15 protein-coding genes are annotated in these 12,215 nt (G+C 63.8%); 6 read left to right on the forward strand and 9 right to left on the reverse strand.

The window, feature by feature from the left end; genetic code table 11:
- Window positions 1-7 precede the first annotated feature (7 nt).
- Entirely contained in the window at window positions 8-991 is a 984-nt protein-coding gene (locus HUK73_RS12510) for a TerC family protein (RefSeq protein WP_176592188.1), read from the forward strand.
- Here the strand turns inward: HUK73_RS12510 and HUK73_RS12515 are convergent.
- Window positions 953-1,201: a hypothetical protein gene (locus tag HUK73_RS12515; RefSeq protein ID WP_176592189.1), complete on the reverse strand. Its 249-nt coding sequence runs from the start codon at window positions 1,199-1,201 to the stop codon at window positions 953-955. The two genes, HUK73_RS12510 and HUK73_RS12515, sit on opposite strands and share 39 nt — an antisense overlap.
- A gap of 54 nt (window positions 1,202-1,255) precedes the next feature.
- Window positions 1,256-2,011: a peptidoglycan editing factor PgeF gene (pgeF, locus tag HUK73_RS12520; RefSeq protein ID WP_176592190.1), complete on the reverse strand. Its 756-nt coding sequence runs from the start codon at window positions 2,009-2,011 to the stop codon at window positions 1,256-1,258.
- A 163-nt stretch (window positions 2,012-2,174) separates the two neighbouring features.
- Here pgeF and HUK73_RS12525 point away from each other — a divergent pair, with 163 nt between their 5' ends.
- Window positions 2,175-3,791 (forward strand): amino acid permease, encoded by a 1,617-nt coding sequence (locus HUK73_RS12525; RefSeq protein WP_176592191.1) that lies wholly within the window; start codon window positions 2,175-2,177, stop codon window positions 3,789-3,791.
- A 41-nt stretch (window positions 3,792-3,832) separates the two neighbouring features.
- On the opposite strand, the gene HUK73_RS12530 is transcribed toward HUK73_RS12525, so the two are convergent.
- Window positions 3,833-5,101, reverse strand: coding sequence for a multidrug effflux MFS transporter (locus HUK73_RS12530; protein ID WP_176592192.1), 1,269 nt, complete (start codon window positions 5,099-5,101; stop codon window positions 3,833-3,835).
- A gap of 200 nt (window positions 5,102-5,301) precedes the next feature.
- Between HUK73_RS12530 and HUK73_RS12535 the strand changes: the two genes are divergently transcribed.
- Window positions 5,302-5,598, forward strand: coding sequence for an SEL1-like repeat protein (locus HUK73_RS12535; protein ID WP_176592193.1), 297 nt, complete (start codon window positions 5,302-5,304; stop codon window positions 5,596-5,598).
- A gap of 38 nt (window positions 5,599-5,636) precedes the next feature.
- Here HUK73_RS12535 and HUK73_RS12540 read toward each other — a convergent pair whose 3' ends face one another.
- From HUK73_RS12540 to HUK73_RS12560, 5 genes are read right to left on the reverse strand one after another with little or no spacing between them, the layout of a single operon-like run.
- On the reverse strand, window positions 5,637-6,782 hold the full coding sequence (locus tag HUK73_RS12540; RefSeq protein WP_176592194.1) for a GNAT family N-acetyltransferase: 1,146 nt from the start codon (window positions 6,780-6,782) through the stop codon (window positions 5,637-5,639).
- The gene (locus tag HUK73_RS12545; RefSeq protein WP_176592195.1) at window positions 6,779-7,501 is read right to left on the reverse strand and encodes a glycerophosphodiester phosphodiesterase family protein; all 723 of its coding nucleotides are present in this window, start codon (window positions 7,499-7,501) and stop codon (window positions 6,779-6,781) included. The genes HUK73_RS12540 and HUK73_RS12545 overlap by 4 nt, the downstream gene beginning before the upstream one ends.
- Entirely contained in the window at window positions 7,485-7,946 is a 462-nt protein-coding gene (locus tag HUK73_RS12550; protein WP_176592196.1) for a RidA family protein, read from the reverse strand. Before HUK73_RS12550 ends, HUK73_RS12545 begins: the two co-directional genes overlap by 17 nt.
- Window positions 7,943-8,599, reverse strand: coding sequence for an HAD family hydrolase (locus tag HUK73_RS12555; protein WP_176592197.1), 657 nt, complete (start codon window positions 8,597-8,599; stop codon window positions 7,943-7,945). Before HUK73_RS12555 ends, HUK73_RS12550 begins: the two co-directional genes overlap by 4 nt.
- Window positions 8,596-8,892, reverse strand: a complete 297-nt coding sequence (locus HUK73_RS12560) for a DUF3572 domain-containing protein (RefSeq protein WP_176592198.1) — start codon at window positions 8,890-8,892, stop codon at window positions 8,596-8,598. Before HUK73_RS12560 ends, HUK73_RS12555 begins: the two co-directional genes overlap by 4 nt.
- Window positions 8,893-8,969: 77 nt before the next feature.
- Here HUK73_RS12560 and HUK73_RS12565 point away from each other — a divergent pair, with 77 nt between their 5' ends.
- Window positions 8,970-9,332: a response regulator gene (locus tag HUK73_RS12565; RefSeq protein ID WP_176592199.1), complete on the forward strand. Its 363-nt coding sequence runs from the start codon at window positions 8,970-8,972 to the stop codon at window positions 9,330-9,332.
- A gap of 152 nt (window positions 9,333-9,484) precedes the next feature.
- Entirely contained in the window at window positions 9,485-11,365 is a 1,881-nt protein-coding gene (locus HUK73_RS12570) for a PhoX family phosphatase (RefSeq protein WP_176592200.1), read from the forward strand.
- A gap of 136 nt (window positions 11,366-11,501) precedes the next feature.
- On the opposite strand, the gene rpmG is transcribed toward HUK73_RS12570, so the two are convergent.
- A complete protein-coding gene (gene rpmG, locus HUK73_RS12575) occupies window positions 11,502-11,669 on the reverse strand; it encodes a 50S ribosomal protein L33 (protein ID WP_007687342.1) in 168 nt (55 codons plus the stop codon).
- A 219-nt stretch (window positions 11,670-11,888) separates the two neighbouring features.
- On the opposite strand from rpmG, the gene HUK73_RS12580 reads away from it, so the two are divergent.
- Window positions 11,889-12,206, forward strand: coding sequence for a hypothetical protein (locus HUK73_RS12580; protein ID WP_176592201.1), 318 nt, complete (start codon window positions 11,889-11,891; stop codon window positions 12,204-12,206).
- The last annotated feature ends 9 nt before the right edge of the window (window positions 12,207-12,215 follow it).

Below are 12,215 nucleotides of genomic sequence, written 5' to 3' on the forward strand. Positions count from 1 at the left end.
ATATCCTGTGGAATTTCTCTTCATGGACTGGCTGGGGACACCGGCCTGGTTCTGGCTGGCCTTTCTCGCCATCGTCGCGGCGCTGACGGCCTTCGACCTCGGCTTCCTGCACAAGGAAAACAAGGAGATCGGCATCAAGGAGAGCCTGAAACTCTCCCTTTTCTACATCAGCATCGCCTGCGCGTTCGGCGCCTGGGTCTGGTTCGTGCGCGGACCGGAACCGGGGATGCAATATTTCACCGGCTTCTTCATCGAGAAGGCGCTGTCGATCGACAATGTCTTCGTCATCAGCCTGATCTTCTCCTACTTCGCGATTCCGGCGAAATATCAGTATCGGGCGCTGCTGTGGGGCATCGTCGGCGTGATCGTGCTGCGCGGCCTGATGATCGCGGGCGGGGCCATGCTGCTGCATCAGGCCTATTGGGTGCTGTATCTGTTCGCCGCCTTCCTGATCTTCACCGGCATCAAGATGATGTTCAGCGGCGATGAGGCGATGGACGTGGGCAGGAATCCGCTGATCCGCTTCATTTCGAAGCATATGCGGGTGACGCCGCAACTGCATGGCGAGCATTTCTTCGCGCGCATGGCCGATCCGAAGACAGGGAAAATGGTGATGGCCGCCACGCCGCTGCTGCTGGCGCTGGTGGTGATCAATTTCGCCGACCTCGTGTTCGCGGTGGACAGCGTGCCCGCGATCTTCGCGATCACGACCGACACCTTCATCGTCTATACGTCGAACGTGATGGCGATCCTGGGCCTGCGGGCGCTCTATTTTGCGTTGTCGGCCATGGTGCACCGCTTCCACTATCTGAAATATGCGCTGGCGGCGATATTGGTGTTCATCGGCACCAAGATCTTTGTCGCGGACTTCCTGCTCGATGGCGGGAAATTCCCGCCGGTGTTGAGCCTGGGCGTCACTTTTGCGCTGATCGGCGCAGGGGTGGGCTGGTCGCTATGGAAAACGCGACAGGAAGAGCGGCGCCTGACCTGAGGCCTGTGGGGATTCATCGAGATTGATGACGGCTGCTGCGAGGCAGATCATGGCTTCAACGCTGTGGTCTGTTTTGCAGACGCCCATGGCGATGCGTTTGTTGAGATCGGCAATAATGTCGTTGCTGTCCAAAGCCTTGTCGGCGAGCAATGCTCCGAAGGCGAAAACGCACAAGATTGCCCAAGGCATCCGCCGGCACAAAGCGGCCATCCACAGGATGGCTCACATCTCCTCAAAGATGGGAAGTCTAAATCCCCACAGGCCCTAAAGCGCGATCATCGAGATTTGCCGGCCATAATCCGGTTCGCCGCGATGGCAGGACCGCCGGTAGCTGTAAAAGCGGTCGGGCTGGCCATAGGTGTCCTGGTCCAGCATTTCGATCCGCCCGATGCCCGCCCCGGCCAGCCGGGCCGCGACATAGGCGGCAATGTCGAACTGGCAATGCCCGTCCCGCCCGGCGGTGAAGAAGCGGTCGTTTTCCGCATCCTCGGCCGTGAAGCGCGCGGCGAAATCCAGCGTCACCTCATAGGAGGAACGTCCGATGCACGGGCCGATGGCCGTCGCGATCCGGCTGCGGTCCGCGCCCAGAGCCTCCATCGCATCGATCGTGCGATCGGTGACGCCGGCGATGGCGCCCTTCCACCCCGCATGGGCGGCCCCAACGACGCCCGCCTGCGCATCGGCGAACAGCACCGGCACGCAATCGGCGGTCAATATGCCCAATATCAGCCCCGGACGGTCCGTCACCATGGCGTCGGCGGCGGGGCGGTCCGCTTCGGGAATCGGCGCCGTGACCGTCACGACATCGGGCGAATGCACCTGATGCACCGTCACCAGAGTCGCGCCGGGCAGCAGCGCATCGCGAACCAGATCGCGGTTGCGCAGCACCGCTTCCCGCTCATCGGCAGAGCCAAGGCCAACATTCAGCCCGGCATGAACCCCGGTCGAAACGCCGCCGCGCCGCCCCGCAAAGCCATGTTTTACATCGCTTAAGGCTGGTGCCCGCAGCAGTTCGATCATCCGTCACTCCCTGGGACCCAGCGCCGGAGGCACTATTAATCCATGTCCGAAATGCGCAACATACTTGCGCACGCCAGATTAGGCGATAGTCTCCGCTTCCATCACAAAAGGGGAGCGGCTGCAACGGGCCGCCTGGGCAAAAGAGAGAGATAAGGGCTCCATCATGATTTTCGGGCGCATAAAGCCTTTGGATGCCATATTGGCCACGGCCGAGAAGAAATCGCTCGTCCGTACATTGGGGCCGATACAGCTGACATTATTGGGTGTCGGCGCCATCATCGGCACCGGCATTTTCGTTTTGACCGCCGCCGCCGCGCAAAAGGCCGGGCCGGGCATGATGTGGAGCTTCGTGATCGCGGGCGCTGTCTGCGCCTTCGCCGCGCTCTGCTATTCGGAAATCGCGTCGATGGTGCCGGTTTCGGGCTCCGCCTATACCTATACCTATGCGGTGGTCGGCGAATTGCTGGCCTGGATGGTCGGCTGGGCGTTGATCCTGGAATATGCGGTCGCCGCCAGCGCCGTGTCGGTCGGGTGGTCCGGCTATTTCATGGGACTTTTGAAAAGCATAACCGGGCTTCAATTACCACAGACCCTGTCCGCCGGTCCGGTCTGGACGATGAACGGCCTGCTCCCCCACGCCGATTTCACCCATGGCATCATTAACGTTCCCGCCATCGTCGTCGCGCTGGCCGTCACCGCGCTGCTGGTCATCGGCACCACGGAAAGCGCCCGCGTCAACGCGGTGCTGGTCGCGATCAAGGTGACGGCGCTCACCGCCTTCATCATCCTGACGCTGCCGGCGCTCAAGACCGGCAATTTCTCACCCTTCGCGCCCAATGGCTGGTTCGGCCCGGCGGGCACCAGCGGCATGGGCATCGTCGGTGCCGCCGCCTCGATCTTCTTCGCCTATGTCGGCTTCGATGCGGTGTCGACCGCGGCGGAGGAAACCAAAAATCCCCAGCGCAACGTGCCCATCGGCCTGATCGGCAGCCTTGCGCTCTGCACCGTCTTCTACCTGCTGGTGGCTGCCGGTGCGATCGGCGCGATCGGCGCGCAGCCCGTCCTTGGTCCCGACGGTTCGATCGTGGCGCCCGGTTCGCAGGGCTTTGCCGCCGCCTGCGCCACCGCCTCCCATGCCAAGGATCTGGTCTGCTCCAACGAGGCGCTGGCCCATGTGCTGCGCGAGATCAACTGGACGGTCGTGGGCAATGCGCTGGGCCTGGCCGCCAACCTCGCCTTGCCTTCGGTCATCCTGATGATGCTGTTCGGCCAGACCCGCATCTTCTTCGTCATGGCGCGCGACGGCCTGCTGCCCGAAAAGCTGGCCAGCATCCACCCGAAGTTCAAGACGCCGCATATCGTCACCATGCTCACCGGCATGTTCGTCGCCATCGCCGCGGCGCTGCTGCCCGTCGGTCAGCTTGCCGACATTTCCAACTCGGGCACGCTCTTCGCCTTCTTCATGGTGTCGATCGCGGTGCTGGTGCTGCGCGTCAGGGAACCGGGCCGGGCACGTCCGTTCCGGACCCCGGCGGTCTGGGCGATCGCGCCGACCGCGGCCTGCGGTTGCGTGTTCCTCTTCCTCAACCTGCCTGTCGACGCGCAGCTAGTGTTGCCGGTCTGGGGTGGCTTCGGCCTCGTAATCTATTTCCTCTACGGCTATCGCAAGAGCCATGTCGGGCGCGGCCTGATCGAGACGCATGAACAGGATGTCGGCATTCCGCCGCAGCCGGTGCCGCCCTTGCCCGGCGCCCACACGCCGGGCGGGCAGGACGCCTGATCGAACAGAGGATGGGGCGGGTCACACCGCCCCGTTTTTTTTTAACGCATGCCCTCGAACTCGCGCAGACCCGCATGGTGAGGCCGGGTGAAGAGCCGCCCCTTCTCAGCCCAGACGACGATCAGGAAGGAGATCGCGCCGAAGCTCGCCAGCCCGAGCGTCAGCGGCATCGTCGTCCCGTTAAAGGCACGGCCCACGATGCTGCCAAGCGCGCTCGAGACGGCCGTGGTCAGGAAGGACTGAAAGGAGGAGGCAACGCCTGCCCCCTTAGCGAAAGGCTCCATCGAGATCGCGCTGAAATTGGACGCGGTGAAGGCAACCGTCAGCATGGTCGCGGCCTGAAGGACCATGAAGGTGACGATCGTCTCATGCCCCGACAGGATCACCGACAGATGGACGAGATTGATCGCGACCAGCGCCAGCAGCGCCGTCTGGCTCAGCCGCCGCGCGCCGAAGCGGGAGACGAGGCGGCTGTTGAGCAGGCTGCCGATTCCCATGCTGCCCGCGATGCAGGCGAAGGCGAAGGGAAAGAATTTCTGCGCGTCGAAAATATCGAAGAAGATCTGCTGCACTGACAGGATGAAGCCGACCAGCCCGCCCATCACAACGCCGCTCGCCAGCATATAGCCGATGGAACTGCGTGTACGGATGATCGTGCCGACCGCGCCGAAGATGGTCTTCACGCTCATCCGCAGCCGGTTTTCCGGCATCAGCGTCTCGGGCATCCGGACCAGCATCCATAGCAGGATCAGCGTCGCCAGGATCGCCAGCGCCCAGAATATCCAGCGCCATGGCGCGATCCACAGAATGGCCTGACCAAAGGTCGGCGCCATCACCGGGATCAGCATGAACACAGCGAAGATCAGCGACATGACCCGCGCCATGGCATCGCCCCGGAAACGGTCGCGGATGATGCCGACGGTGATGACGCGGCTGGCCCCCGCAAAGAATCCCGCGCAGACGCGGCCGACCAAGATCATCGCGAAGCTCTGCGCCCCGGCGCAGGCGATGGAGGCGAGGATGAACAAGGCCATGGCGCTGCCCAGCACCCGCTTGCGTCCGAATCGGTCGGACAGCACGCCGAACAGCAGCGATCCGATGCCCAGTCCCAGAAAATAGACGCTGATGATGAGCTGCCGGTCATTGGCATGGGGAATCGCCAGATCGCGTCCGATTTCCGGCAAGGCGGGCAGCATCGGGTCGATCGACAGCGCGTTCATCGCCATCAGACAGGCGCAAAGCATCACGAATTCGCGGAAAGCTATATCCTGTTTCGGGGCCGCCGCGGCGGTTTCGAGGCGATTGGTCATGGCAAGGGGCTATGGGGATATTCGCCTGTCGGCGCCACCCCTTTAGTACCCGCTGTATATCGTTAACCCTGCTGGGCAGCATATTTGCGTCATTCGACCGCCGATCGCCGCAATGGCCGTTAACCATTTTTTATCCGCCGCCGATGCAAGCTGCGGCTCGTCGAAAACCATCATGACGATTCCACAGGGGGAATTGGGTTATGGCGAACAGTCTGAAGAGTGCGCAGTTTCTGATGGAAAGCCGGCTTCCGGGTGCGGCGAGCCAATCCGCGGAAGCCTGCTTCGATCTGGGCGTGGCCTATAGCTGCGGCACGGGTGGCGTGTCGGTCGATCTGATCGAGGCGCATAAATGGTTCAATCTCGCCGCGCTCAAGGGCAGCGAGGAAGGACAGGCGATGCGCGCGGAAATCGCCGGGGAAATGTCGGCGCGCGAAATTGCCGAGGCGCAGCGACAGGCCCGCGCAGTGATCGCGATGACGCAATTGCGCGCAGCCTGAACCCGATCGGGCCTAAACCCGGTCAGGCCTAAATCCCGTCAGGAAAGCCGCACCTCCCCCTTCCGGAACGGGGTTCGTTCAGTCAGCCAGTCCCGGTCGCGCTGCACGCCCTGTCGTTCGCTTTCCAGAAAATCGGCGACGGCGCGGCGGAAGCTGGCATTGGGAATGAAATGCGCGGAATAGGTCGGCTCGGGCGCGTAACCCCGCGCCAGCTTGTGCCCGCCCTGCGCCCCCGCCTCCACGCGCTGAAGGCCACGGGCGATGGCGATGTCGATCGCCTGATAATAGCAAAGCTCGAAGTGCAGATGGGGCACCTCTTCGGTGCAACCCCAATAGCGGCCGTACAGCGTGTCCGCGCCGATGAGGTTCAGCGCCCCGGCAATCGGCCTGCCGTGCCGGAGCGCCAGCACCAGCAGCACCCGGTCCGCCATGCTTTCACCCAGCATCGAGAAAAAGGCGCGGGTCAGATAGGGGCGCCCCCATTTGCGCGCGCCGGTATCCTGATAGAAGGTCCAGAAAGCGTCCCAATGCGTTTCGGTCAGCGCATCGCCGGTCAGGTGGACGATCTCCAGCCCCTCGACCGCGCGCTCCCGTTCCTTGCGGATATTCTTGCGCTTGGCGCTCGACAGATCGGCCAGAAAGTCGCTGAAATCGCCATAGCCGCGATTGGTCCAGTGGAACTGGCTGTCCTCCCGGATCAGCCAGCCCGCCGCCTCGAACAGCGGCACCTGTTCCGGCGCGATGAAGGTCGCGTGGGCGGAGGACAGTTCATTCTGCTCCACCACCGCCTCGATCCCCGCAATCAGCGCCGGGGCGAAACTGTCTTCGCGTAACAGCAGGCGCGGGCCTGGCACGGGGGTAAAGGGCGCGGCGATCTGAATCTTGGGATAATAGTGCCCGCCTGCCCGCTCCCAGGCATCGGCCCAGCCATGATCGAACACATATTCGCCCTGGCTGTGGGTCTTGCCGTAAAGCGGCGCGGCGGCGGCGATCCGTCCATCCGGCCCATCGATGACCAGCGGCAGAGGCTGCCAGCCGCTATTGTCGCCGACGCTGCCCGACCGTTCCAGCACGGTCAGAAAATCCCAGCTGACAAACGGGTTGCCGGTCCCGGCGCAGGCATCCCATTCATCGCGCGGCAGTTGCGCGACGCCCTTGGCCATGCGCGCCACGCACTCCGTCATGCGGCGCGCTCGAAAATGATCTGATCCGCGTGCAGCGCGGCGCGGGCGCGCTCTTCCTCGCTGCGCACGGTCCAGCTCAGCACGGGCATTTTCCGCTGGCGCATATGCGCGGACAGGGGGGATGGCAGGTCGCGAATGTCACAGGCAATAAAATCGGGCTTCGCCGCCCAAAGTGCAAGGGCGCGCCCGATCTTCCCGCGCCATCCCTTGTTGTTTTCGTCCGTGACGACCAACCCGCGCACGATATCGGGCCGGCGGCGCGCGAACCAGCGCATCGCCACGGGATTGAAGGACATCACCGCCGCCAGCGTCTTGGGCCGCCGCGCCAGCTCCTCGGCGACCGCCGCGCAGATCGGGGCGACATGCCGCCCATCCACCTTGATCTCGATGAGCAGAGGAACATCCGTCCCGCACAGGTTGAGCAGGTCGCGCAGGCGCGGAACGCTGCCGCCGTCGGGCAGCATCAATCGATCGATCGCCTGCGCCTCATGGTCGCAGATCGCGCCGGTCGCCCCCGTCATGCGCCGGAGCGAAGCATCGTGAAAGACGATAACCACCCCGTCGCGGCTGAGGCGGACATCGCATTCAATGCCGAAATGACCGGCGATGGCGGCCGAGAAGGCCGCCATGCCGTTTTCGCTGACCCCGCCCCCATGCAGCCCGCGATGGGCGAAGGGGCGTGACGTCAACGCCGCAAGGACATCAGGCCGAACGGACAAGGACGATCGCGTCGATTTCGACCACGGCGCCCAGCGGCAGCACCGGCACGCCGACGGCGCTGCGGGCATGTTTCCCAGCCTCGCCGAAGACCTCCACCATCAGCTCCGACGCGCCGTTGGCGACCTTGGGCTGGTCGGTGAATTCGGGCGTGCTGCTGATGAAGGCGCCCAGCTTCACGATCCGCTCGACCCGGTCGAGGCTGCCAAGCGCCGCCTTCATCTGGGCGATGAGGTTGAGGCCGCAGGCACGGGCCGCCTTGACGCCATAGTCGAGGTCGCGGTCCTCGCCCAGCCGGCCCGTCATCAACTGGCCGTCGGACAGGGAGATCTGCCCGGAAATATGCAGCAGGCCGTTGGCCTCGACCGCCGCGACATAGGCGGCGACCGGCGCTGCGGCGGCGGGCAGGGTGATGCCCAGTTCGGTCAGGCGGGCTTCGATGCTCATTGGGACACTCCTTGAATGGTCGGAAAAACTTCTGGCGCCGGTCCTTCGGCCAGCCGGGCGGCGATCCAGGCTTCGGCGGCGGCCCAATCGTCGATCCGGGCATGGGCCAGCGACGCGGCAGCGACGTCGCGGGCGATTTCCGGTTCGCCTACCATGTGCAGCCGCCAGACGCCCGGCGCATGGTCCGCGACGGAAGCATGATGCTCCGCCAGATCGTCGATGAACAGGGCGACGCTGGGCTGGCGCTCCGCGAGGATGGCGGCGAGCGGACGGCCCTTGCCGCCCTGGTTCCACTGGACCGGAAAGGACAGGCCATGGGATGCGAGTTGCTCCTCGCGCTGGCGGTGATGGCGTTCGGTGATGTTGGTGAGGACGACGATGTCCGCCATGGCGCTCAACCGGCCGAGCGCCTCCACCGCGCCGGCGATCGGCATCTGGCGATGCATCTGCGTGTCGAAAAAGCCGATCAGCAATTCCCAAACCAGCGCCCGCTCCAGCGGCAACCCGCTGTCCTTGTGCCGCAACGCCTCTGCAAAACCGCGTTCGCGCATGTCGAAATGCACATCATGGGTCGCCTCGAGCCATTCCCGGAACGGCACGACCATATGCAGCAGCACTTCATCGCAATCGGTAATGATCAGCGGGCGGTTCATGCGGTGAGGGACTCCTTTGCGGCGATCAATGCTTCCGGCGTGCTGTCGAGGCTTTCGGCGCAGGCGATCAAATCCGGTTCATGATCGGCCAGAAAGCCCAGTACCGCGCCCAGCACCACGGGATCGCCCACGCCCGTCCGCAGCGTTTCGGCGTCCAGCCCGGTCAATGCCAGCAGCCGGTCGGCGCGGCGATCATCCGCCAGCGTCCAGGCAAGCGCCATCAGCGCCAGTACGGATGGCTCTCGAGCCTCGCTTGGACTATGCTGCTTGCCATGGTTAATGTCGGGACGCATGATTGATCTCTATGGGGGGCGGGCTTAGGGCACGCGCTTGACGGATTGGCGGCATCTTCTTGAAACGCGGGTGAGTGGTGGCAAAGCGCGTGCTCGTTGTCGAGGACAACGAACTTAATCTCAAACTTTTTTGCGACCTGCTGCGCGCGCACGGGCGTGAGGTGCTGCCGCTGCGCGACGGGCGCGACCTGCTGGCGCAGGCGCGGGAGTTTCACCCCGATCTGGTGATTACCGACATCCACCTGCCGCATATCAGCGGCCTGGACCTTATCATCTCGCTGAAGGGCGACGCGCAACTGTCATCGGTGCCGATCATGGCCGTCACCGCCTATGCCGGGCATGGCGATGAGGAACGGATTCGCGGCGCCGGGGCGCAAGCCTATGTGTCCAAGCCGATTTCCGTGCTGCGCTTCGTCGAACAGGTGAACGCGCTGCTGTAGCGGCCCGACCATGACTGTCATGCTGTCGTAATCGAACCTTCACCCCTTCGTCGCACAGGCGCAGTCTTGGCGTCATCTGCCTCTGCCATCCAACCGGGCGCAAGGGCGCGGCGTCCCGCCGACGGCCCGAACGGCACACAGGGGTATCATTCATGTCTCATCTGACCGACGAGGCGCGCGCAGCCTTCCGCGATGCGCAGCCCAGGATCACTTCCGGCGACGATTGCCTGGAGGCGATTGTCGCCGCCAATCCGGCACGGCGCACGGTGTTGAAGAACGGCCTGCTGGGCCTGTCCGTGCTGCCGATGCTGGGCGCACTCGCCGCCTGCGACGATGACGATGGTTCAGGCTCGCCCACCCCGACGCCGACCCCCACGCCAACCCCCACGCCGACGGCCAGCTATGCGATCAACTTCGCCCCGGTCGCGATCAATTCGAACGACACCGTTACCGTCCCTGCCGGCTATACCGTCGACGTGCTGCTGAAGGCGGGAGATTCTGTGGAAACCGGCACCGCCTATGCGCCGAGCAGCTTTCCGGGCAGCGCGACCCAGACCAACCTTTGGGCCGGCGGCAATCATGACGGCATGGAATTTTTCGAACTCTCGGGCGTCGATCCCAATATGGGCGGCCTGCTGGCGATCAACCACGAACTGCCCGACTATAATATCCTCTTCTCCAGCGGCAGCTATACCGCCGCCACCGCCACGGCCGACCAGAAGGCAATGGCCCTGTCAGCGGTCGGCGTTTCGGTCGTGGAGATCGCCAAGGGCACGGACGGCAAGTTCGCGGTCAAGGCCGGATCGCGTTTCAACAAGCGCTATACCGGCAACACCGATTATCGCGCGGGCGGCCCCGCCGCGGGCCTGCTGTCCTCGACCATTCGCGGCACGCTGAACAATTGCGCGTCGGGCCGCACGCCCTGGGGCACTTACCTCACCTGCGAAGAGACGACGAACAACTATCTCGACCCGACGCAGCCCAACAGCAATTATGGCTGGGTGGTCGAGATCGACCCCTATCAGGAACTGGCCGCGCCGACCAAGCGCACCGCCATGGGCCGCTTCAGCCATGAAAATGTGGCTTATCTGAACGACAGCAACAACCGCGTCGCTTTCTATATGGGCGACGATTCGACGCCGGGCTGCATCTATAAGTTCGTGCCCGACAGCGCCTATAATCCGGGCAATCGCGCCGCCAATATGAACCTGCTCGACTATGGCACGCTCTATGTCGCGCGCTTCAATGCGGACGGCACGGGCGAATGGCGCGCGCTGGTGCAGGGGCAGAACGGCCTCGTCGCCAACGCGTCCGATCCGGGCAATGTCAGCCAGTCGACCACTCCGCCGACCCCGGCGACGGTGAGCTTCAACACCACCGCCGATGTCCTGATCAACACCCAGTCAGCGGCGCGCGTCGCCGGTGGCACGCTGATGGACCGTCCGGAATGGATCACGGTCGCCCCGAACAAGCAGGCGATCTTCGTCACGCTGACCAACAATAGCGGCCGCCGCGTCACCGATGCGCCCAATCCGCGCACGACCAACCTGCACGGCCATATCCTGAAGTTCCGCGAAAATGGCGATTCGCCGCTGGCCACCGCCTTCACCTGGGAACTGTTCCTGCTGGCGGGCAACCCGAACCTTGCCGAAGCGAATCTGAAGGGGAACATCAACGGCGATTATTTCTCCAGCCCCGATGGTCTCCGCATCGATCCGCAGGGCCGCCTGTGGGTCGAAACCGACCATAATCTGACCGGCAATGCAGGCACGCTGAATGGCGCCGCGGTCAACATGACGCAGGCCTTCGGCAACAATTCCATGTTCCACATCGACCAGACGTCGAAGCTGTCGAAGCGCTTCCTCGTCGGTCCCGAAGGCTGCGAGATCACCGGCATTGCCTATACGCCGGACCTGAAGAACTTCTTCATCAACATCCAGCATCCGACCGGCAACTGGCCGGTGTCCGGTCAGCAGCCGCGTTCCTCGACCATCGTGGTCCGCCGCACAGACGGCCAGCCAGTCGGCAATTGACCGTCGCCATCCCCGGTCTTCGGGCCAGGAATGAAAGCAACAAGGAAAGGCCCGTTCCCTCAGGGGGACGGGCCTCTTCGTTCAGGCAGGACGCCATGAACCCAAATGTCGTCAGGCGGCGCGAACCGCCATCAGATCACTTGATCTTGGCTTCCTTGAACTCGACATGCTTGCGCACGACCGGGTCGTACTTCCGGAAGCTCAGCTTCTCGGTCTTGGTGCGCGGATTCTTCTTGGTGACGTAGAAGAAGCCGGTGTCAGCCGAGCTGACGAGGCGAATCTTGACGGTTGCTGGCTTGGCCATGGCCTTAGTCCCTGGTCGTGAATATCGTGAAAAAGAAGAGCGGCCCCCCGAACCTCTTTCGAGGAAGGGACCGCCCCGTTTCAGCGGCGGCTCATGAGGGAGATTCGGGCCGATGTCAAGGCTCGTGGCTGAAACCTGGCACTCATGCTACACTTTACGCGGCCTTAACCGGTGCCGGTCCATGCTGGAGTCGGCGCTAAAGGACGGGGGAGTCACGCCATGCGACATGATCCGATGTTGGCCATTCTTGCCGATCTGCTGCGGCGCGTCGATGGACTTGCGGGGGAGCGGGGACATGTTTCCGTGCCGCGCCTGCGCGATGAAATCGACCAGATCCGCCATGTCGCGCGCGCCTTCCACATCGATTCGGTCGAGGGATTGGCCGGGACGCTGCAATCGGCGCTGTCGGTGCAGGGTGCGGGGCCGGTGGTGATGTCCTATCTCGACCTGATGCGGGACGCGATCACGTCGGAATTGCCCGACGCACAGGTCATTCCCATGCCGGTCGCGGCTGCCGTCACGCATCTTTCCGCCTGAACCGAATCG

It is taken from the genome of Sphingobium sp. EM0848, assembly GCF_013375555.1.
Classification (GTDB): domain Bacteria; phylum Pseudomonadota; class Alphaproteobacteria; order Sphingomonadales; family Sphingomonadaceae; genus Sphingobium.

What these genes read in the sequence shown, in the direction of transcription:
- pgeF (WP_176592190.1), bottom strand. Translation starts at nt 2,011, where the DNA reads ATGATCGAACTGCTGCGGGCACCAGCCTTAAGCGATGTAAAACATGGC.
- HUK73_RS12515 (WP_176592189.1), bottom strand. Translation starts at nt 1,201, where the DNA reads ATGGCCGCTTTGTGCCGGCGGATGCCTTGGGCAATCTTGTGCGTTTTC.
- HUK73_RS12555 (WP_176592197.1), bottom strand. Translation starts at nt 8,599, where the DNA reads ATGAACCGCCCGCTGATCATTACCGATTGCGATGAAGTGCTGCTGCAT.
- HUK73_RS12560 (WP_176592198.1), bottom strand. Translation starts at nt 8,892, where the DNA reads ATGCGTCCCGACATTAACCATGGCAAGCAGCATAGTCCAAGCGAGGCT.
- HUK73_RS12535 (WP_176592193.1), top strand. Translation starts at nt 5,302, where the DNA reads ATGGCGAACAGTCTGAAGAGTGCGCAGTTTCTGATGGAAAGCCGGCTT.
- HUK73_RS12580 (WP_176592201.1), top strand. Translation starts at nt 11,889, where the DNA reads ATGCGACATGATCCGATGTTGGCCATTCTTGCCGATCTGCTGCGGCGC.
- rpmG (WP_007687342.1), bottom strand. Translation starts at nt 11,669, where the DNA reads ATGGCCAAGCCAGCAACCGTCAAGATTCGCCTCGTCAGCTCGGCTGAC.
- HUK73_RS12570 (WP_176592200.1), top strand. Translation starts at nt 9,485, where the DNA reads ATGTCTCATCTGACCGACGAGGCGCGCGCAGCCTTCCGCGATGCGCAG.
- HUK73_RS12525 (WP_176592191.1), top strand. Translation starts at nt 2,175, where the DNA reads ATGATTTTCGGGCGCATAAAGCCTTTGGATGCCATATTGGCCACGGCC.
- HUK73_RS12540 (WP_176592194.1), bottom strand. Translation starts at nt 6,782, where the DNA reads ATGACGGAGTGCGTGGCGCGCATGGCCAAGGGCGTCGCGCAACTGCCG.
- HUK73_RS12550 (WP_176592196.1), bottom strand. Translation starts at nt 7,946, where the DNA reads ATGAGCATCGAAGCCCGCCTGACCGAACTGGGCATCACCCTGCCCGCC.
- HUK73_RS12530 (WP_176592192.1), bottom strand. Translation starts at nt 5,101, where the DNA reads ATGACCAATCGCCTCGAAACCGCCGCGGCGGCCCCGAAACAGGATATA.